Source organism: Fictibacillus sp. WQ 8-8 (genome assembly GCF_024494405.1).
GTDB lineage: Bacteria > Bacillota > Bacilli > Bacillales > Fictibacillaceae > Fictibacillus_C > Fictibacillus_C marinisediminis.
In genome coordinates this window covers 55,687-76,714 of sequence record NZ_JAMXKG010000010.1, presented here as the reverse complement: position 1 = coordinate 76,714, position 21,028 = coordinate 55,687, and the positions used below count along the sequence as shown (strand labels likewise).

The window sequence follows — 21,028 nt, the reverse complement described above, 5'->3', positions numbered from 1 at the left end:
GTGAACCTTTCATGAAGAAGTTCAGAAACCGACTGATGGTATGGATTGTTACACTGCTGGTTTTACAGCTCATCGTCATTAACATAGCCGGGTTGCTGCCTTTTATCGCGGAACAAAAAAGCCAATTGTCTACAGAGGCTTTTCTAAATTTTATTTTGCAAAATATCCAACACCCCATCCTTCAATCTACACAAATGATCCAAGAAAAAAGCCCTTTGTTTCTGCTCGGGAGCGGCAGTGTTATTATCCTATCTTTCTATATAGCCTTTATTAGCAACCGAAGGAAAACCCAATATGAGTTAGCCGATAAATACGGCGTGCATGGCTCCAGCCGGTTTGCCCTTCCTTCTGAAATATTCACGCACGGTGAAACCTTAGGTGTGGCCCCCCAACAACTCATGAAAGACTTAGAAGCGAGTATGATCGATCACAGAAAGGAGTGAAGCAGCAATGAAGACGGCTTATCAAAACCATAACGGATTGATCTTAGGCATGGTGAATCAGTCCATTCTCATACAACCCACCTCCTCCACCCTTCCGAATCGAAATCATTTTGTCGCCGGGGGACCTGGGTCATCCAAAACCCAAAGTTATGTGGTAACAAATGTCTTACACGAAAAAGAGTGCTCCATTGTCGTCACCGATCCAAAAGGTGAAGTCTATGAAATGACAGCCGCTGTAAAGCGGAACCAGGGCTATGAGGTACATGTCGTTAACTTTATGGAAATGAGTTATTCCGACCGCTACAATTCGTTTGATTATGTACGAGAGGAAATTCAAGCTTCCACGGTGGCGAACACCATCATTTCCTCCAAAAACGACCCGAAACGGAAAGATTTTTGGTATAACGCTCAATTCAGCTTGTTAAAGGCGTTAATTTTGTATGCCGTCCATGAATTGCCGCCCCACCAAAGAAACATGAGTGGAGTTCTCGATTTCCTGCAAGAATTTGATCCCGAAGAAAGTGAAGACAGTACCAGCGCCCTAGATGATCAATTTTTAAAACTGGAAAAAACGCATCCCGCTCGAAGAGCCTATGAACTGGGCTTCAAAAAGTCACAAGAGAAAACCCGAGCAAACATCATTATTTCTTTGCTTACCACCATAGGAGATTTTACCTCGAGCTCAGTCTCAGAATTCTCCAGTTTCTCCGACTTCTTTTTAGGAGATGTAGGGAAACGAAAAATTGCCCTGTATGTCATTATTCCCGTGATGGATACCACCTGGGAAGGACTTATTAACCTCTTCTTTAATCAGATGTTTCAGGAGCTCTATAAGGTGGGAGCAAAACATAACACTTCCCTGCCTCAACCGGTCGTCTTCATTCTCGATGAATTCGCCAACCTGGGGAAATTCCCGGACTACGAACGATTCTTGGCCACTTGTCGGGGGTATGGCATAGCGGTTTGTACCATCGTACAAAATATTACCCAGCTGCAGGAAAAGTACGGGCGAGAACAAGCGGAGTCTATCTTAGGAAATTGCGGGATAAAGATATGTCTCGGAAACGTCAATGAAACCACCGCAAAGTACTTTTCTGAGCTAATGGGTAAAACGACGGCAAAGATGGAAACGGGCTCCTCTTCCAAATCGAGGGGTAAATCACCTAGCTCCTCCTCTTCTGAAAGTTATTCTTATTCGGCCCGGAACTTAATGAACGTGGATGAAATCCTGACAATGCATCCCAACGAGTCCATCGTCCTGATAACTGGAAAATATCCGATTAAAGCCCAGAAAACAAAACAGTTTGAGCTTTTCCCGAACGTCACCAACACTTTTCGAGTCAGTCAGTTTACTTACCAAAACACTCCTACGAAAGAAGTGCTCCAATGGTTTGAAGGGCAAAAAAAGCAACATGAGGAATATAAAAGAAGTGAGGAGAGAAAAACAGAACGAGCCAAAGAGGAAGCAAGATTACAAGTGTCCAAAGCCAAGAAAGCTGAAATTGAAGCGCAAAGACAAGAAGAATTGGCTATAAGCTTCTTTGCAGGAATGTCCTCATCTGATACATCAGACCAAGAAGGGAGCTATAAAAAATGAAAAACGTACAAATCATTTTATCATTCATCATCGTGATGATGCTAGCAGCTTGTAACGGAGGGGCAAGTGGAGAAAAGTTTGATCCTAAAGTAGAAAAGAAGAATGCAACAGAATCAGTTAACAGCGTCTTAAACTCCTTCAAAGATCAAGAAAAACTTGCCGAAGCTAAAACTAGTGATGAAGCGAATACTCTTGCGTGGAAGAAATTTAGCTCAAAGAATAAAGAATTTATTTCAAAAGATTTGGCTGAAAATGAGCAAAAAAAGCTATTATACTTAGTTACCCTAAATAAGGCTCAAGATACACCGAATGGTGGTACTAAAGCTAATTTACTTTTTAGCCAAGATACCAAAGTAAATGAAGTTAAACTAAACAAAGAAGACGAGACATTTACGTTTGACATTAAACGCAGCGGCTTTGACCATAAAGCTATCACAACGGAAAAGCAAGAAGACACATGGAAGATCGTACAGGTCAAAGATTCCGAGTGAGGAGTGATTCTGTGTGTTTGATTTTAAGGAGAAAATCGTAGAGGCCATTCAAGGGATGCTCGAAGACTTTATTGAATGGGCATTATTATTGTGTAATGATCTATTGTTAAAACAAAATGCAGAAATTGAATTTTTTACTCAGGTGAATAACTTTCTATTAACCCTCACCTCTACCATTGCAGTGACCATTGTGTTGTACAAAATCATTGAGGTCATGTCCAGAAATGCAGCGGGAGACGCAATCGCCTATGGACCAGTCATCGTGAATACACTAAAAAGTGCGCTATTGTTACCCGCTATGCCTTTTATTCAGAAAATTTTATTAGAGAAGGTCGCCTACAATACGGGAAACTGGATGATCTCTGAAGGAAAAAATATCAGTAAAGACAAGATAGAAGCAATGCTCGATCCTCGTAACTTTGCAGCATTGCATTTTCAAGGAGCCGCCCTTCTCATACTGTTGGCAGTGTTTGCCGTAGCATTTATCGGCTTCCTCTTCTCCGTAGCAATATTTCATGCTGATATAATGTTTTTATACTTACTTAGCCCCCTTGCCTGTGTATCCGTCATTGCTGATGACAATGAATATCTAGGGGTTTGGTGGAGGGAATTACTAAGCCAGATTGTTACGATACTGGCAAAGATCTTTTTGTTCATTGCCGCTCTTAGCATCTTAATTAATGAGAACATTACGTTCTTTAACTTCTTATTGCTAATGGGCTGCTGTATCCTTTTAATAAAGAGTCCGTCAGTGTTGCGAAACATGTGGTATTCAAGTGGATCAGGCAGAGGAATGGTTGGTGCGGTAGGAGGGACAACCAAGATGGCTGCACGACGATTTCTTATGAAAAGGTAATAAAAAGAGTCATTCTATGTACAAATTTACTCCCATATTCATTGTGGCATTGCTTAAGGAAAACAGCATCGTTTCATACGTTGCTGTTTTTAATTGATTCTTACGACCACTAAATCAGCCAGTTTAATATTGCCGACTTTTCCATCTCATATTTCTGCTTGTTCTACTTATATTTCCATCAATTCCTCCCCATAACCTATAAGATTTCAGCAAAACAAAAGAGACCACCCCTATTAGTCTAATTTTTATTGAAAGAAATAAAAAAGCACCTAAAAATTGAAGTGACCCCGAAAAGTTAGAGTTTTTATTATGCAGTTAATTGGCTGGTGTGTATCCGGTATTGAACGGGACTCATACCGGCCAATTTTTGTTTAATACGCTTGTTATTATAATAATTGATATATTCTTTGATTCGCTTCTTTAAATCTTCAAACGAGCATCGTCGCTGACCATGATACATTTCTTGTTTTAATAGGCCAAAGAAGTTCTCCATAGGTGAGTTATCAATGCAGTTTCCTTTTCGTGACATACTGTGAAACACCTTGTTTTTCTTTAGAAGGCTGACCCATTTTCTATGCTGATAATGCCATCCCTGATCACTATGGATCGTGGTTCTGTACTTTGAATCCTTTGCGATTTCCAGGGCTTCCTCAAGAGGGGCAATGGCTAGTTCGAGGGTTGGACGCATACTCATTCCATAGGAAAGAATTTCGCCGTTAAACAGGTCCATAATTGGATTTAGATACAGTTTTATCCCCTCTAAGCACTTGAATTCTGTTATATCTGTTGTTAATTTTTGATGGCATACCGTTGTCTGAAAGCGACGATGGATTCGGTTCTTGGCAATCGTACCGATCTTACCTTTGTAAGAACTGTACTTGCGCGTTTTTCGTTGGAATTTAGCTCCCCTAAGTCCGTGTTTCTTCATGAGGCGTTGAACTTTCTTATGATTTACAATAAATCTTCGATTTCTCAATTCCAAATGAATTCGGCGGTAGCCATAATTGCCATCATTTTCTTGAAAAATGGATTGGATGTTTTCTTCAAGTTCCTCGTCTGGATTTTCCTTCTTCATCGTTTTTATATGATAATGATAGGAGGATTCCGGAATACCAACGATCGTTAGGATATCTTTTAATCTGTACGTTTCTTTGAGCTCGAATGATAACGCTGCTTGTGCTTTTCGAGATAACTTTCCGGATCCATCTGAAAAGCCCGCAACTTTTTTAGGTATTCAACCTCAAGTCGGAGAAGTTCATTTTCTCTTTCCAGCCTTTGTTCCTGGGTCATTTCCGTTTTATTTGTTTCATTCTTTTTCTCAGACATAGGTGGCCGTCCTTTCGGGTTTCCCAGAGCTTCAGCACCACCTTCATTAAAAGCTTTTTTCCATGAAGCGATCATCGGAGAATTTGTTATCCCAAAATGAAGGGCTGTTTCCATTTCTGAAAAACCTGTTCTTTTCATAAAGCTTAGTACATCCAGCTTAAATTGAACAGAATAATTCCTCCTGTGAAGTTTCTTCCTTAAACCTTCCATTCCAAACTTTTCGTAAAGTTTGACCCATCTCTTAATCGGTGTACTGTCTGCCATGCCATGCTTCCTAGCCAGCGTGATATATCCAAAATGCCCTGCCTGATATTCCTTTACTACCATCAACTTAAATTGTTCACTATATTTAGCCATAAACAAACACCCCAAAAGTTAAGTTTTTACTCTAACTTTTGGGGTGCAGTATAAATTAGGTGCTCTTTTAAGCTCTGTAACAATACCCTACTATTGTCACTCACAGTCAAAAGTCCAAAAATCCCCACTCTCAATCCAACCCCCAATATCCCTTTTAAACTATCAATCATCGAACATTAGACCGTAAAGGAAAGTACTATCTTTATAATTGTGAATCCAAGTAATTGCACACGTATTGTCCTTTATAGTTCAATCGATTTTCCTTTATTCAGTGATTTTTCATATTGAAGAAAATTTAAAACTCCTTGTTTGGCTTCTTCATAATTAGGAAAAGAAGCGTTTTCGATGCTTTTCCCTCTTTTTGAAAGCAGTCCCCACTTGTCCCCTTCCATTTGAATAGCCAACCCCGAAAATTCTTTTTCTTTAACCGTAACTTTCCCAATAGGTTCTTTCGTAATATGTGCTAATAAAGCTTGAGAAAACTGTGTGTCTTCAAACTCTACATCTTTTACCCTAGCTTCATGTAAATAGATACCGGGCAGCTCTCTGTTTGATATGTATTTTGGAGACAGATCCGTATCCAAAAATCTAGTATGATCCATTAATGTACGGCTAAAGTTGGTTCGAGTGAGTTCACAATCTTGAAACGTAACATGGGTGAGATTAGCTCGATCTAAATTGACTACTCTAAAATGGCAGGAATCAAACTCGGTATCTGTAAAATCTTTTTGACTTAAATCCATTTCTTTAAATACACATCGATAAAAAACGGCTTGATTAAGATGAGGGCTTGTTACTTCACAGCCTGACAGATCAAGTCCATTTAATATCAGCTGTTTTCCTTCTCTTCCGCTTGATCCAAGCCAGATCTCATGTTCAGTTAAACGATTGTTTAATACTTCCTGCGCCAGGTTAGAGACATTTTGAAAATAATTCTGCGGATGCAGATCTAGATGAAGGGAATTAAGGTTGCTAAAGGCTAGAGATAGCTCTCTTTGAAGTCTGGTGTATCTGGAGTCGATGTGAAGAACGTCTTGGGTAGTCTGTACTTCCTGGAGTTTTCGTAACAATACTTCTTTATCATCACTAGTTGCAATGGTGGCTTTGTAATTAACAGTTTGCTTGATTTTAGGATCATAGGTTTCAAAGGTTAAAGACACATGATGCACCGGAATGCCCAGCTTAGAGGGCTGAAAATAAACGCCAGTCACTTGGCAGTCCAGGTCTTTAACATCTTCGTATTCAATGCCCTGATTTTGAAGGAATCCGAGCTTCTCAGCAATTACAAGCTCCTTAAAATGCTTCATGATTTGGGGATGATTAGGATTTTCCTGGTCCATAGGTTCCTTGAAACGGCGGTTTTGGTGGATTTGTTCATATTTCTGAATGATTTCAATACGTATTTCTAAAGGGAGTCGGCCGATCACATCACCTTGCAGTTGCTGCTGATCAATGAGAGGAAAACGGTCACACTTCACGACACCTTTAATCCCTGTTTGAGAAGTGAAAACCGCTGGAATTTCGACTTCAAAAGGCCGAAGTGGCATACTTCCTGCTCGGCCGCTTAAGGTACCAATTTGGGTAGCTGGAGCGAGAGTGACCTCATCTCCTATTTTGGACAGAAACATAGCATAACGTGACTTTCCACGGCTGGGGTCATCTTGAAACGGATAATTCCGGACACGAATGATGTCACCACTATAAAGCTGCATGCTACGCTTCCCCGTCGTATTCATCTTCTAAATAGTCTAAGAATCGATCAGCCGCGTCTTGATGGGGCCCCATCGTATCAACTAGCTTTTGAATACGGATTTTGGCAGCGTACATAAAGGGATGAAACTTCTCCTGTATCCCTAAATCCTTAATCAGCTGTTCATTCGTTTTATCAAGCACGCTATAGTGTGCCCAATCAAAGTTATGTTGTAGAGTCATAGTAAAACCCTCCTCTTTATTGTAATTATCCTTCTATTTTCAAAATATTGTATTCTCATGGTTTAGCTTCTAGTAGGAAATAGAATCCTTAATGTACTTCGATTCAACCACTCTATTTCCTCTTTATTTTCACTATTTAACAACTTGCGCACATGTGTGTATTTACACTTGCGTATTTGTTTACGTTTATGAACCCTTAACGTTCTATCCCTTTATTTTTCTTTCTCTTTTTCTTAAGTTGTTTACGTTCAAACTCGTCCTCTTTCCATTTCTGGTTCGCTTCACGGATAGCGCTCTCTAGCATTTGGAAGAAATCAGAAGTCATCGAGGTATTGTAGTCATATGAAGGAGCTGGAGTATCCGCTGGATTCATAGGAATAAAACCAATCTTAGGAGCGTTAGGATTCACCAATTCACCGAGTTGCCTTCTTGCATTTCTTGATAAATCTGCCGCAGTTTGATGACATTCCAGATAAAACATCATGCGGTATGAGTCATTTTCAGGCTGAAATTGAGGATAGCGTTCGACCAGCTTCTCATAAAGCCGTTTTCTTTCTGGATAGGCTGCATGCTGACTTTCATAAAGCCTAAAAAGAAGGTCTTCTTGTTCAGATACAGTGTATCGTCTTGGTGGTTGAGCTAAATCAGTAGGTGTAATCTCTTTTTCGTAGTACTCTTGTGCCCTCACCAGCCATTCTTTTTGCTCAAGCGTCAAATGTAGCCGCCCTTCCCACTCTGGATAGAGATCTTCTAACCGGTTGTCAAAGAGCTGATTCATTAGCTTTATAGCTTGCACGGCACGCTCCTTTTTCTGAACCAGTAACTGGAGCCTTTGTAATACAGATTCTGGAGCATGCTTCACCGAGTTTGGTTGGCCAAAGTCAATCTTTTCCTTGAGCCTAAGCGTTTCAAACTCTTGTTGAAGAACCTCCACTTCTTTTTGCAAAGATCCTACAAATGCTGGCCGGTGATTCAGTAATTGATCAATCGCATTCTCCACTTCTCTTTGCTCCACATTTTTTAGAAGCCTTTGGATTAGTTCATGGTTCAGTGTCTTATTTTCCGTCAGAGAAACATCCACAATCGCTATCTTGTGTTCTTTGGAATAGTGATCTTGCTCAAGTGTAGGATAGTAAGCGGTTAGGAACCGGCACGCTTCTTTCTCGAGAATGTTTTCGGCTCTTTCCAGCATCAACGTTTCATTTTCAATTCGATCGATTTTTTTCTGTTTTTCAACTGATTCACGTTGGAAGTTCAGCCGCGATTGCCATTTTTGTAATTGGTTTTTTCGTTTCGTGACATTTTCGTAATTTACGAAAATCCGTAAGCCTTGAGCCGCCTCTTTCAATTGCTTTTTCTCCAGGGGCGTAAACCGCCGGACAAAGGAATGAGCTCGCTCCCTCTTTTGTTTTTTTCGTTTCGCTTCGTTAAGCTCGATGACCGTTCGGTTATATTCTTTTCGATCCTTATTGATCTGCATGCGATCCGATACTTTTCCTTCACTCTCCATCTTCCTCGCCGCAAATCCTTCATGAATGGTAGGCAGGGTTTCCAGTCCTCTTGCTTCATGTGATAAATGAGAAAGGCGTTCTGAAAAACCGTTCTTCTCTAAAAAACGGTTCGCATAATGGGCCCACTGCTCTCTCCAGTATAAAAGTTTCTCTTTTGTATTCCAGTCTGTTGTATGTATCGCCATCGTTGTTACTTTTCCATTGATGACTTCCTTGGTTTTCTTTTGTTTATTTCCCCAAGTTCCGTCTGGATTAAATGGACGCATCGTGAGCAATACATGAAAATGCGGATTCTCTTCATCATCGCGGTGGATGGCCAGATCAGCCACCATGCCATCATCTGCAAAGATCTCCCGGCAAAAGGTGATCGCCAGTTCTTCTTGTTGCTCAAAAGATAACTCTTTGGGCAGTGCCACATTGATTTCTCGGCAAAGTTGTGAGTTCCACTGCTTTTCGATTCGTTCCACTTCATTCCATAGTATCTCTCGTTGATAAACCCACTGTGGCGCATGACTGGGAGCTAAAATATGAGTAACCGGCTGAACCGATCGGTGGTAATATTTTTCTTCATTCGTTCGCTCATCCACGAGTCTTTCCCCTGACCGGTAGGCGGCAGCGGCAATGGCACTTTGTTGTTTTTTTCGGGACTTGATTTGATTTGAAAAGTGATAGATGGCCATGACGCTGTTCCTCCTTTATGGTTTTCACATGAGCGAAGCGAATTTTATAGACGCCTCACGCTGAAGTTTGGTTTTCGCACGATACCACGATAGTGGTATATAAGTGCGCCCTTAGAATTTCATTTTCGGGATTATTGTACCATTTTCCATGTTTTGGTTCAAATGCTATAATAAACTAAAACTATCATATTGAGGTGAAGAAATGGCTTCCGAAAAAACGAAGAATCAAATCTTAGAGATTGAAGAACAGATTAAGAGATTAAGAGATAAACAGAAACGGTTGGTTGCAAAGACTCAGTCAGAAATCGGAAAGTATGTAATGGACACCTGGAATATCCAAGATACAGAATCAGCTAAGGTGTTTATTGATTTATTCAAAGAACAAGTTCATTCCTCACAGCAAGTAGCGACAAGCGATGAGTCAACTGATCAAGGAAGCTGATCCGATGATTTCTGAAGAAATGAACGGAATCAATGAAAAAATTAGGGTATTAGAGCAGCGGAAAAAAGCGCTGGAATATAAGTTAACCAATGAAGGACGAAAGGAACGGACTCGACGGCTGATACAAAAAGGAGCCCTATTAGAAAAGTATTTAAATATAGAAGAGCTGACCGTGGAAGAAACAGAAATTGTGTTAAAAGTTGTCGCAAATTTTAAAAATAAAAATACCGATTACTTTGAAAATCAGATCCGACGGTTCCACGAATAGAAATATATCTTCCCTCCATCTCTCTAGTATTTAAGGCCAAAAAACAGCCTTATCTAGGTAGCGATTTATTGATTTTCAAGGCTTTAAGAAAGAACAACCGATGTAAAATAACCATTAAAAAACCAGCCATTTTTTAAGGAAAGGAACTTCGGGAAGTGACTGGGTTTTTAATGACTATATGGCTGGAATTTGAATTGACTAATACATAGGGCTTCATTATATCGAAAAATTTGAGAAGGGAAAAAATAGCGAGTTTTTATTCCGTAAAGTAGTGCTGGAGGCCGGATAATACACCGCTTCCGCAGTCTATTAATACATTATATCCATCGTGCTGCAGCAAATAGCCTGAAGTGGCTTCTCCCTTGCCCGGATATCCACCCCAATATCCTATTACCGTTAACTTCATCTCGCCACTCCCTGGTTACTGTTATTATCATTGTGGCCTTTTTTCGAAAAAAAAGGTGCCAGGCACCTCAAAATCAATCTATTCCTTTACGGCTCCGGAAGTAAGACCGGACACAATTCTCCGCTGGAACAATAACACCATAATGACAAGCGGGACAGTTACAATGATGGTAGCGGCGGTGATGTCGCCCCATGGAACGGTAAATTGTCCCTCAAACATCGCGATTCCGACTGGTACGGTTTTAAACTTATCTTCTGTATTGATTGTCAGCGCAAACAGGAATTCATTCCATGCTGCAATAAATACAAGGATGGCAGTTGTAAATATTCCGGGAACAGCTAATGGCAGAATGACCTTCCAATATGTTTGCATCAGGGTTGCACCGTCCATCTTGGCGGCTTCTTCCAAATCAAACGGGATTTTGCGGAAGAACGTTACGAGAATCCAGATGGAAAGCGGGAGCGTAATGGTCGTATACGGGATAATCAGTCCGAGATAGCTGTTCGTTAAACCTATATTTTTCAGCAGAATGTAGATCGGTGATATTGTCGCAATCTGCGGGAACATGGACACCGATAATACTAGGCCAAGAATAATGGTTTTTCCTTTAAACTTAAGCCTGGCGATCGCATAGGCCGTAAAGGAGGCAATCAGCACCGTATAAACAGTGGTTATTCCGGAAACGACAAAGCTGTTCCACAAGTATCTAAGAAATGGATAATTTACGAATACGGACACATAGTTCTCAAGGGTTGGTTTGCTTGTAAATGGCGTAAATGCCTTGTCCCCAAATAATTCTGAAATTGGTTTTATGGAGCTGACCAGCATCCACAAAAACGGGAACATGACAATGAATACAAAGATTGCGAGAAAGATATAAAACAACGGGCCTGCTTTTTTATTCACGAACTCTCACTCCTTTTCACAGTAACTGCCTTATCTGTCGTTTAACAGGTCACGGCCAAGAAACTTGATAAAAATTATGGAAATGATGGCAACACAGACAAAGACAATGACAGACAGGGCTGAACCATCACCAAAATTGGTCTGTTCAAACATCCTTTTATAAGCCAGTATGGATATCGTTTCCGTAGAGTTTGCAGGTCCTCCCCCTGTAAGTACAAAGACGAGGTCAAAGACACGGAACGCATCCAGCGTTCTAAACAGCAAAGCTACCAATATACTTGATTTTAATAAAGGCAGTGTGATGGTCGTAAACTGTTTCCATTTGGAAGCTCCATCAATAGACGCTGCCTCATAGAGTGAAGACGAAATGGTCTGCAGTCCGGCTAGAAGGAGTAATGCCATGTAAGGGGTCGTCTTCCAAACATCCGTAAAGATGATGGAGAACATCGCCCCGATATTGCTTGTTAACAAATCAGTCGCATTGTCAACCAGTCCGACTTTCTCAAATATTCTTGACACGATTCCATTTTGTCCGTCATATAAGAACTGCCACATTTTTGCGGAAACAGCAGTAGGTATCGCCCATGGAATCAAGATCGTCGCTCTCACAAGGCCTCTTCCGAAGAATGCCTTGTTAATTAAAAGAGCGATGGCCAGCCCAACGACGAGCTCCACAAATACTGAAATTAATGTAAAGGCGCTTGTATTCCATATCGCCATCCACATCCGTTTGTCCGTCAGATTTTCTTTATAGTGGTCCAGCCCGATAAAGTTAGGCTTAATGACCGCTTCGTTCAGAGATGAAGACAGGCCGAGAGCGTCCTCTTCATTTTTAAGGCCTTTAAGTTCCTTTACTTGTGCGGATACTTTGTGAAGGGTTTTGTCTAATTTGATCGCATCTGTCTTATCCACTTTTACCGAGCTCATCTCATCACTGACCGGTTCCATGTTTGTTAGCATGTCGTCTACTTGATCGTATTGCTTTTTCACAGCTGAATCATCCTTAATGCCTGCGTCCACTTCTTTAAGTTCTTTTACCAGGCCATTTAAGCTTTCTGTAGCCGATCCATTCGCTTTTCCAGCTTCATCCTCCAATACATTGATTAAAAAGGGATAGCTGTTTAGGTATTTTTCCAAGTCAATATGATAGGTCAGGGTCACTTCGGATTTTGTTGGGTTATTTAACCTAAGGTCAAACAAACTATAATAAAATGATTGCAACACGGGCCATACTGCGATAAGGAGAATCAAAATCAATGATGGTGCTACGAGTAAATAGCCTAATCTTTTTTCAGACGCTTTCTGTTTCTTGCCTGAAGCAGGTTTCACCTGTTTAGATTGTTTTTCGGGATTAAGGTTTACTTCCACTTTTGTCCACTCCTTACATTACGAATGCCATCGATGGACAGGCGAAGCAAAACAGCCCATCCATCGCATTCTGGAATCGATACCAATAGTAATTTTGCACAAGCCTCCATAGGAATGAAGGCTTATGCTTTTAAATGTCCAGCATATTCTTACTTTTCAAGTTTTGAAGAGATTTCTTTCTGCATGTTTTTAGCTGCTTGCTCAGGTGTAATTTCTTTGGCGATTGCTTTTGAAATTTGAATTTGCATAATATCAGAAATTTCAGTGTAGTTTGGTGCTACAGGGCGGGAAATCGCTGATTTAAGGGCATTCACAAAACCGGCTTCTTTAAAGTAAGGGTTGGCTTTTTGTACTTCTGCGTCATCAAAAAGCTTATTGATGGTCGGAGCGTGCCCGCCGTTTATCGCATCAATCTTTTGTCCTTCTTCACCCGCCATAAACTTTAGGAAAGTCCAAGCTTCTTTCGGTACATCTGTATTTTTGTTAATTCCCGCTTGCCAGCCCCCAAGTGCAGCTGCAGGTCCTTTATCACCGGCTGGAAGTGGAGCTACTCCAACTTTCCCAACAATTTTAGATTGCTTTTTGTCATTTGCCAAAGCAAATTGGTACGGCCAGTTACGGATAAAGGCAGATTGTCCGTTAATGAAGGCCGTGTGCGATTCCGGCTCAGCAAATGTTGTTACGTTTTTAGGAACCACATCAGATGTAGCTACCTCTACAAGCTTTTTAATCCCTTTCACTGCTTCTGGAGAATCTACGACCACCTCTCCTTTGTCGTTGATGATTTCTCCTCCGTACGACGCGATAAATTCAACAGCGTTACAGACAAGCCCTTCATATTGCTTCGCCTGCATCAAGTAACCGAACTTGGTGCCTCCTTTTCCTTTATCAGCCTTTGCTTGCTTCAAAAGATCATCCCATGTTTTTGGAACCTCGCCGTCTTTGACAAGGTCTGTACGGTAAAAGAGCATCCCCGCATCAATGAACTTTGGAAGCGCCCATTGCTTCCCTTTAAATTTAGAAGCACTTAGTGCGCCTTGGTTATATTCATCGAGCTTGATTCCATCTTTTTGAATAAAACGGTCAAGCGGCATTACATAACCGGCCTGTGCAAATTCTGCTGGCCATACAACGTCCATTTCAAAAACATCAATTTCGTCGGACTTCGCGTTGAATGCCGTAACATACGAATTATGCTGTTTTCCTGTGTCAGCGGGCATCTCACGGACCTTAATATCGATATTTGGATATTTCTTTTCAAAAGCATCAACCACTTTTAGAGTAGCACCCGTATCATCTTTACCGAAGGCATAGACCACTTCAACTTTTTTCCCTTTGCTGCCGGAGTCTTTTGACTTTTCGTCTGTGCTTGCTTTGTCAGTGCTGCACGCGGACAAAACGAGCGATAGAGCTAGCGAAGTAGTAATGACCTTTGAAATCTTTTTAATGTTCTTCATGGATATCCCCCTTTAATATGTTTGCGCCGATATCAATTAATCAAGTCGACCGCCTTTTAATCAGCTGAAAGTTCAGCTGTATTTCCTTTTTCTTAATAGGAAGCTTATTTTCAATGGTTTCAATCATTTGTCCCATTGCTCGTTTAGCAATTTCGTCAATTGGCTGCTCAATGGTTGTCAAACCTATTAATTCTGCCTGTGGCTGGTCATCGAATCCAATAATGGCCAAATCATCCGGAACACTCCAATAATGATTGGTCGCCTCCAACCAAATGCCGGATGCAACTTCATCACTTCCCGTAAAAACTGCTGTTGGTCGATCTTCCATGTCTGCAATGGCTCGAAAGATTCGCTTTCCATCCTTTATGCTGAAGGCATTAGTTAGAATCCACTTATCATTAAATTCCAACCCCGCCTCTTTCAATGCCTTTTTATAGCCTTTAAACCGGTCAAAAGCTAACCGTGAAGCGCTATTGTCCCCTGAGCAATAGGCGATTTTTGTATGGCCTTGCTCAATTAAGTGGCGCGTCCCTATGTAAGCGCCTTCAACCTGATTTAAATAAACAGTTGGGATGTCCGCATCATCATTATATTCATTACATAACACGATAGGCCCGTAATTCAGGTAAGGCTTAATGTCTCTCCACTCATTTTCAATCGAGGTGAGAATAAGCCCATCAACTTGCTTTGTTTTCAGCAGTTCAAGATAATTAATCTCCTTATTGCGGCTGTAGCTCGTCTGGCAAAGGATCAGCTGGTAGCCCTTTTCCGAAGCGTGGTTTCCCATTACCTCCACCATCTGGCTGAAAAACGGATTTGTAATCCTTGGTACATAAACGGCAATGGTTTCAGTCTGCTGCTTTCTGAGGCGCCGGGCAGAAGAATTGGGTACATAATTTAATTCTTCCATCGCTTTTAAAACGAGTCTCTTTTTTTCATCCGTTACATATGGATGGTGATTAATTACTCTTGAGACTGTTGTTCTTGATAGCCCCGCCAACTTTGCTACATCTTGAATAGTTGCCATTGCGTTTCTCCTTCATCTTTCCCACTATGAAATCGAAATCATGAAATCGTTTTCATAGTCTGAGTATAGGTGAAACTGCCCGGTCGGTCAATAGTTTTCTCAAAATTTTAAAAATTATGTTAAATGACAAGTGTTTTAATCGCATTCTATCTTTCCAGCACGTATAATTTAAATACATCATGTTACTGGCGGAATATAGGTTGTGATGTATGTGTAATTATATGATAGTTTTCCTGCCACTTTGAAACACGGATAGTTTTTTATCTGATTAGGCTAGAAAAAGCGTGCCTATTTAATTCTCGTATATAATAGGGACGTTTTTTCTATTTGGTAAATGTAAAATTGCACGAGTAGATGAAACTGAATCATACCTCCTCAGTGAGGGTTTCTTACAAATAGCCGAAAAGCGTTCCGCAACACTCTTCGGCACTAGACCCTCATATATAGTTAAAACACGTCCAATTCTATGGCCACTGCCCTCACCGGAGAACCGTCCAATCCTGTAAGGCGAAGCGGCAGGGCAATAATAAGCGGCTTCGGAAAATCAATTTGATCAAAGCTACAGAAATTTTCACCAATAATTCCGTTTACACCCGTAATTGCCTCATGTGCCGGAAAAGCGGTGCCATCTGGCGGGTCAATGTTAAGCGCATCAATAAAAAAGGTTCGAATTCCCATCTCCAGCAGCCGTTCAATTACTTTTACGCAGATATAGGGATGCCGGAAGTATTTTTCTGTGCCACGATACGCTGACCAGCCGGTATGGAACAGAACAATCTTTTCATCCTCCAGCCGTGCCAGATCCTTCTCTACATCAGACATATCAATTTTCTCCCCATCATCCTTTCCTGTAACATCAATAACCAATCCTGTACCTAAAAAGTTCATCAAATCTGACTGATCAATGGTTTGCCCGTTTTTTTGAAAGTGGAACGGCGCATCGACATGTGTACCTGTATGAGAGCCGAATAAGATCTCACTCACTTGATAGCCGTCTTTGTCAATTTCAGTAGCCGGTTTAATCTGGGGCTTTGGATCTCCGGGATAAATCGGTGTATCCGTTGCAATGGGAATAGATAAATCAATCATTTGTTTAATCATGGAAGGCTAACTCCTTTAGTAAATATCTGTTCTTCTTTCCTCCAGCATCGTAAAGAAACTCTTCTTTATCTCATTGCGCTTTTTGTAGTCCAGTTCAGCGACCAATGTGCCTTCCTCATCTCCTTCAGCTGAAACCATTGCCGTACCGTCGGGTGAATAAATCACCGACTTGCCAAAGAATGAGAGGTTTTCCGATTGGCCGATATGATTAGGAGCAGCAACATAAACGGTGTTATCAATCGCCCTTGCCATCCCAAATTTAAGAAAAGAACCGTCATACGGGCGTTCCCAGGCTGCCGGTGCTATAAGCAATTCCGCTCCCTGTAAAGCCAGTGCCCGTGCGAGTTCAGGAAAAGCAAGATCCCAGCAAATCATCAGCCCGATTTTCCCTATATCGGTTTGAACGGCAACAGCTTCGGATCCTGAAGAAAAGAATTCCTTCTCAAGAGGTGTAAGGTGTATTTTCCGGTAGTTGGCAAGCGCGTTTCCGGAAGGATCAATCAGCTGAACAGAATTATAGATTTCCCCCGCTATCCCACGTTCAACATAACCATAGGCCACGTATAAGTTATTTTCACTTGCCGTTTTACGAAACTGACGAAAAATGGTGCCGTTCTGCTCTTCTGCCACTTCTTTTATATCAGCTGATAAATAATATCCGGTGGCACTAAGCTCAGGAAATACAATGAAACGCATCTGAGGATGATCCGCTTTTATTTGCTCGATCATCTTACGCATCCTGTTCACGTTATAGGAAACGTCCCCATTCCTGAAGGATGCCTGAACCACGGCTATTTGAATGGGCTGTTCCATGCATTATGCCTCCAATTCATTGATGTTCGTTTCCCTGTTGTGTTGAACGGACGTTTGCTTTGAAACCTCCATTAAAATCCAGTAGGAAGCGCCTGAAACAATAAAAGTGAGAATGGTAGAACCGATGCTTAATGGTTTCATATACTGAAAATAATAGGCAAAAACCGCTCCGACAACATACGACATATAGGCTACTATGTTTACACCCTTTTGGTAGCGGTAGTCCCCTCTTCGGTCAAATGCGATTTCCTCTGCGTCATATTGACCTTTTTTCAGGAAAAAATAATCAACAAGTACGATGGCAAACACAGGGATAAATAGGGTCGCAATCAAAAGGATAAAGTTAAAAAAGTTGGTCATTAACGTTTCCTTTAACAAAGCACCTGCCGTACATAGGATCCCCATAACGAGCGTGGGCATCCAAAAGCCGGTCTTCGGAAATACATTCATAAAAGACATGGTTGCACTGTAAAGCGCCATAACATTGGTAGATAGCACCGAAAAGAAAACTACAATTGAGGCAACCAAACCAAACCCATAGGCTGACAACAAAACCGTAGGATCATAGGTTTGTTCCATATTCGATAGAATGCTAAATCCGCTTACGACAGCCCCGAGACCCATTGCTATAAGAGTTGCAAGTAAGTAACCCAAATAAGTTCCCCACATGCCGGTTTTCTGTGATTTACAGTTTCTATTAAAGTCACAGACGGTAGACATCCAGGAAAACGCAGTGGCTACCACTATATCAAATGCAATGATGCCTGTTATTTCAGGATTTTCATTGAGCTTCATCGAAATTAGTGACGATGCATCATACGCCGTAAACAACTTGAAGAATAACAGAGCAGATAGAATCAGCATAGCTATGGAAACCCACTTCTCAATGCTCTCTACACCTCGGTGGCCATATATAGTAACGCAAACGACAAGTACTTCTGTTAAAACGACAAATAGATTTATATTGCTGTATCCGGTCATATACTCTATAGCATAGTTAAGGCTGAGCCCCGCCATATACGCCTGAATCCAGCTCCAGCCAATTAGAATAATCGTATTGACGATGGCTGGAAGAGCCGCCCCTTTTTGCCCGAACGATGCCCTTGTAATAACCATTGTAGGGAGACCCGTCCGTGTACCGATATTTCCTGTTAACGCCAAGGGTACGCCCCCAATCAGCGAACCGATCAAAATAGCAAGCATCGCATCCTTGAAGGAGATATCAGGAACAAACATCATGCCTGTCATCACGGTTGTAATGACAACATTTGCCGCAAGCCAGAGCGCAAATGTTCCAAAGAAATTCATGCTCCGCTCACTGGCTGGTGTTGGGGCTATACTGTCCTGGCCAAAATGTTCAGAGATTTGACTCATTATAAACACCTCTTCTCAATTTATAAGAATAATCTGAAATTAATAATCAGGAAGACAGCTTCGTCCTTCGCAGTAATGAACGAAGCCATCTTTGCTTTAACGATACCAGCCGACCGGCTGAAGCTCTTTGCTGACATTCACATGCTTCACTTCTGTAAATCCTGACAGGCCTTGTGGACCCAGTTCCCTGCCAATACCGCTTTGCTTATATCCTCCCCACGGCGCTTCCACATAGGGCGTATGATAGCTGTTAATCCAGATGGTACCTGCTTTTAATCGGGAAGCAATGCGTTCAGCACGTTCTGTATCTTGGCTTAAAACCCCTGCAGCTAGGCCATAAACCGTACCATTGGCAAGTTCAATCGCCTCATTGTCGCTCGTAAACGCTTGGATTGTAACAACCGGGCCGAATATTTCCTCTTGAAGGATTCGCATGTGCTGGCTCACTTCAGTAAAGACGGCCGGAGTCAGGTAATACCCGGTATTGCCTTGCCTCTCTCCTCCGTGTAGAAGGACCGCTCCTTCCTCTTTTCCGAGTTCAATATACTTTTCTATTTTCGCCTGGTGCACTGCACTGATGACTGGCCCCATTTCCGTTTCTTCGTCCCGTGGATCACCAAGCTTTACTTGCTGTAGTTTATTTAATAACCCGTCCAGGAAACGATGATAGATTGATTGGTGAACAAGAATCCGTGATGAGGCCACACAAACCTGGCCCTGGTTAAAAAAAGCACCAAATACGGACCATTCAACCGCTGCTTCTATATCTGCATCCTCCAGGACAATGAGTGGAGATTTGCCTCCTAGTTCTAGAGAAACGCGTTTAAACGACCGGGCACATTGTTCGTTCACCTTTCTCCCTGTTTCCGATCCTCCGGTAAAAGAGACTTTATCTACATCCGGATGCGAAACAAGCGTTTCACCGACCGGCTGTCCTGTCCCAAGAACAAGGTTAAAAACGCCTGCCGGAAAATCACATTGATCAATTAGCTCTGTAAACATAAGCGCTGACACTGGTGTTATCTCAGATGGCTTAAAGACGACTGTGTTTCCGGCAGTTAGGGCCGGAGCAATTTTCCAGATTCCTAATAAAAGAGGAAAATTCCACGGTACGATTAACGCACAAACACCAATCGGTTCTTCCATCACCTTGCTTGTTGTGCCATCATGCATTTCTTTTTCCCATGGTTTCCGGCTTGAAGCGAGATCCGCATAATAGCGCAGACATGTGACTGTGTCGTTAACATCAAGGCGGGATTCCCGAATCGGCTTACCAGTATTGGTTGTCTCAGCAGCAGCAAACTGCTCTGCCTTTATTTCCAGTAAATCGGCAAGCTGATGCAGCGAGTTCACCCTTCGCTGTACATCCGCAGGCCAGCTGCTAGTTTCAAAAGCTTGGCGCGCTGCTTTAACAGCCTCCTCGGTTTGTTCCCTGGATGCTTCTTGTACCTCAACAATCAGGCTTTCGTTGGCAGGATTAATGATTTGCCGCTTCGTCCCTTCGCCCGCGACCCATTTACCTCCAATGTATTGGTGCTTTGTATATTCCATTTCCTCACTCCTTTGATCCTTGCAGGGCTGTTTCTTCATTTCTATTTAAGACGTGCTTCCTTTTCTTTAAGGCTGCCAGCGTAATCATTTCATACATAACAGATGAAGCAAGCGCGGCTGTAATTTCGCCATGGTCATAGGATGGCAGCACCTCCACTAAATCGAAGCCAACCACATTTAGGCCGTCCAGCCCTCTGACATATTTCAATGCCTCATAGCTCGTTGGCCCGCCAACCTCCGGCGTTCCGGTTCCCGGTGCATACGCTGGATCCACAAAGTCAATATCATAAGAAACGAACACTGGGCGATTCCCCACACGGCGATGGATTCGTCTCATTACTTCATCAAAGCCAATCTCCCGCACTTCCTTCATCGGAATGACTTCAAATCCCAGATCGCGTCCATCTTCAATATCCTCCGGGCCATACAATGGGCCCCGCATTCCCACTTGGATGGAATGCTCTACATCAAGCAGGCCTTCCTCTACCGCTCGTCGAAAGGGCGTTCCATGCATATACTTTTCGCCATAATAATGATCCCAGGTATCGCCATGAGAATCGAAATGAACGAGTGAAACAGGACCATATTTTTGATAAAAGGCCCGAAGATTCCCTAAAGAAATGGAATGGTCGCCACCCATTATGATTGGCGTAATACTTCGATCCAAAATAGGCTTTAACTCAGAAACCATGTTGTCATAGGTTTGATGGATGTTACCAGGAACGACATCAATATCTCCATAATCCACTCCAGAGCAATAGTCGAAAATATTAATATCCATATCCGGATTGTAAGGACGAAGCAGTACAGAAAAGTTTCTTATGTGCTGCGGCCCGCCGCGCTGGCCAGTCCGGTTAGAGGCAGCCGTGTCAAATGGAACTCCTAAAACAACAAAATCTACATTATCTGTCGTTCTCATCTGTTCCAATCGCATAAAGGTGCGTACTCCACAAAAACGCGGTGATTTGGATGAATCTTTTGGTTGATACATAGTAAAACCTCCTTGATGGCGTGTTTTTTTGTATATATAGAGTTGTTGCAAGAACTATGCCAACAATAACTAGGGGTAATAGCGCTTGTTTCATTTGATAAAAAAATGCAATAGCGCATTAACCTCAATCG

Annotated in this window: 20 protein-coding genes and 1 pseudogene; 6 read left to right on the top strand and 15 right to left on the bottom strand. The window is 41.9% G+C overall.

The window, feature by feature from the left end; genetic code table 11:
• Positions 1–11 precede the first annotated feature (11 nt).
• Genes M1K46_RS19640 through M1K46_RS19625 form a run of 4 tightly spaced genes read left to right on the top strand, consistent with a single transcriptional unit; the run spans position 12 to position 3,387 of the window.
• Positions 12–443, top strand: a complete 432-nt coding sequence (locus M1K46_RS19640) for a hypothetical protein (RefSeq protein ID WP_256227369.1) — start codon at positions 12–14, stop codon at positions 441–443.
• Between the two features lie 7 nt (positions 444–450).
• Positions 451–2,040 carry a VirD4-like conjugal transfer protein, CD1115 family gene (locus tag M1K46_RS19635; protein ID WP_256227368.1) on the top strand — a complete coding sequence of 530 codons (1,590 nt, stop codon included), beginning with the start codon at positions 451–453 and terminating at the stop codon, positions 2,038–2,040.
• Positions 2,037–2,531 (top strand): hypothetical protein, encoded by a 495-nt coding sequence (locus M1K46_RS19630; RefSeq protein ID WP_256227367.1) that lies wholly within the window; start codon positions 2,037–2,039, stop codon positions 2,529–2,531. The genes M1K46_RS19635 and M1K46_RS19630 overlap by 4 nt, the downstream gene beginning before the upstream one ends.
• Before the next feature lie 13 nt (positions 2,532–2,544).
• Complete coding sequence (locus M1K46_RS19625; protein ID WP_256227366.1) at positions 2,545–3,387, top strand: conjugal transfer protein TrbL family protein; 843 nt, start codon at positions 2,545–2,547, stop codon at positions 3,385–3,387.
• 307 nt (positions 3,388–3,694) lie between these two features.
• On the opposite strand, the gene M1K46_RS19620 is transcribed toward M1K46_RS19625, so the two are convergent.
• The 5 genes from M1K46_RS19620 to mobQ all read right to left on the bottom strand — a co-directional run bounded on the left by M1K46_RS19620 (position 3,695) and on the right by mobQ (position 9,193).
• A complete protein-coding gene (locus M1K46_RS19620) occupies positions 3,695–4,621 on the bottom strand; it encodes an IS3 family transposase (RefSeq protein WP_309144598.1) in 927 nt (308 codons plus the stop codon).
• Positions 4,522–5,070: a helix-turn-helix domain-containing protein gene (locus M1K46_RS19615; protein ID WP_256227365.1), complete on the bottom strand. Its 549-nt coding sequence runs from the start codon at positions 5,068–5,070 to the stop codon at positions 4,522–4,524. The genes M1K46_RS19620 and M1K46_RS19615 overlap by 100 nt, the downstream gene beginning before the upstream one ends.
• Before the next feature lie 242 nt (positions 5,071–5,312).
• On the bottom strand, positions 5,313–6,782 hold the full coding sequence (locus tag M1K46_RS19610; protein WP_256227364.1) for a pentapeptide repeat-containing protein: 1,470 nt from the start codon (positions 6,780–6,782) through the stop codon (positions 5,313–5,315).
• 1 nt (position 6,783) lies between these two features.
• On the bottom strand, positions 6,784–7,002 hold the full coding sequence (locus M1K46_RS19605; protein ID WP_256227363.1) for a hypothetical protein: 219 nt from the start codon (positions 7,000–7,002) through the stop codon (positions 6,784–6,786).
• Positions 7,003–7,198: 196 nt separating this feature from the next.
• The gene (gene mobQ / locus M1K46_RS19600; RefSeq protein WP_256227362.1) at positions 7,199–9,193 is read right to left on the bottom strand and encodes a MobQ family relaxase; all 1,995 of its coding nucleotides are present in this window, start codon (positions 9,191–9,193) and stop codon (positions 7,199–7,201) included.
• Positions 9,194–9,395: 202 nt separating this feature from the next.
• Between mobQ and M1K46_RS19595 the strand changes: the two genes are divergently transcribed.
• Both M1K46_RS19595 and M1K46_RS19590 read left to right on the top strand, forming a co-directional pair.
• Positions 9,396–9,635 (top strand): hypothetical protein, encoded by a 240-nt coding sequence (locus M1K46_RS19595; protein ID WP_256227361.1) that lies wholly within the window; start codon positions 9,396–9,398, stop codon positions 9,633–9,635.
• Positions 9,610–9,903 (top strand): DUF3847 domain-containing protein, encoded by a 294-nt coding sequence (locus M1K46_RS19590; RefSeq protein ID WP_256227360.1) that lies wholly within the window; start codon positions 9,610–9,612, stop codon positions 9,901–9,903. The genes M1K46_RS19595 and M1K46_RS19590 overlap by 26 nt, the downstream gene beginning before the upstream one ends.
• A gap of 262 nt (positions 9,904–10,165) precedes the next feature.
• Here M1K46_RS19590 and M1K46_RS19585 read toward each other — a convergent pair.
• From M1K46_RS19585 to speB, 10 genes and pseudogenes are all read right to left on the bottom strand, one after another.
• Positions 10,166–10,309, bottom strand: a pseudogene (locus M1K46_RS19585) (MBL fold metallo-hydrolase); the annotation flags it as partial.
• 78 nt (positions 10,310–10,387) lie between these two features.
• Positions 10,388–11,215 carry a carbohydrate ABC transporter permease gene (locus M1K46_RS19580; protein WP_256227359.1) on the bottom strand — a complete coding sequence of 276 codons (828 nt, stop codon included), beginning with the start codon at positions 11,213–11,215 and terminating at the stop codon, positions 10,388–10,390.
• A 30-nt stretch (positions 11,216–11,245) separates the two neighbouring features.
• Positions 11,246–12,544, bottom strand: coding sequence for a carbohydrate ABC transporter permease (locus M1K46_RS19575; RefSeq protein ID WP_256227413.1), 1,299 nt, complete (start codon positions 12,542–12,544; stop codon positions 11,246–11,248).
• Between the two features lie 188 nt (positions 12,545–12,732).
• The gene (locus M1K46_RS19570; protein WP_256227358.1) at positions 12,733–14,040 is read right to left on the bottom strand and encodes an ABC transporter substrate-binding protein; all 1,308 of its coding nucleotides are present in this window, start codon (positions 14,038–14,040) and stop codon (positions 12,733–12,735) included.
• 40 nt (positions 14,041–14,080) lie between these two features.
• Positions 14,081–15,067, bottom strand: a complete 987-nt coding sequence (locus tag M1K46_RS19565; RefSeq protein WP_256227357.1) for a LacI family DNA-binding transcriptional regulator — start codon at positions 15,065–15,067, stop codon at positions 14,081–14,083.
• A gap of 447 nt (positions 15,068–15,514) precedes the next feature.
• Entirely contained in the window at positions 15,515–16,168 is a 654-nt protein-coding gene (locus M1K46_RS19560; RefSeq protein WP_256227356.1) for a cyclase family protein, read from the bottom strand.
• A 15-nt stretch (positions 16,169–16,183) separates the two neighbouring features.
• Positions 16,184–16,981: a carbon-nitrogen hydrolase family protein gene (locus tag M1K46_RS19555; protein ID WP_256227355.1), complete on the bottom strand. Its 798-nt coding sequence runs from the start codon at positions 16,979–16,981 to the stop codon at positions 16,184–16,186.
• A 3-nt stretch (positions 16,982–16,984) separates the two neighbouring features.
• Complete coding sequence (locus M1K46_RS19550; RefSeq protein WP_256227354.1) at positions 16,985–18,355, bottom strand: purine-cytosine permease family protein; 1,371 nt, start codon at positions 18,353–18,355, stop codon at positions 16,985–16,987.
• Positions 18,356–18,451: 96 nt separating this feature from the next.
• Positions 18,452–19,906, bottom strand: a complete 1,455-nt coding sequence (locus M1K46_RS19545) for an aldehyde dehydrogenase family protein (RefSeq protein WP_256227353.1) — start codon at positions 19,904–19,906, stop codon at positions 18,452–18,454.
• A gap of 4 nt (positions 19,907–19,910) precedes the next feature.
• Positions 19,911–20,897: an agmatinase gene (gene speB, locus M1K46_RS19540; RefSeq protein WP_256227352.1), complete on the bottom strand. Its 987-nt coding sequence runs from the start codon at positions 20,895–20,897 to the stop codon at positions 19,911–19,913.
• Between the last annotated feature and the right edge of the window lie 131 nt (positions 20,898–21,028).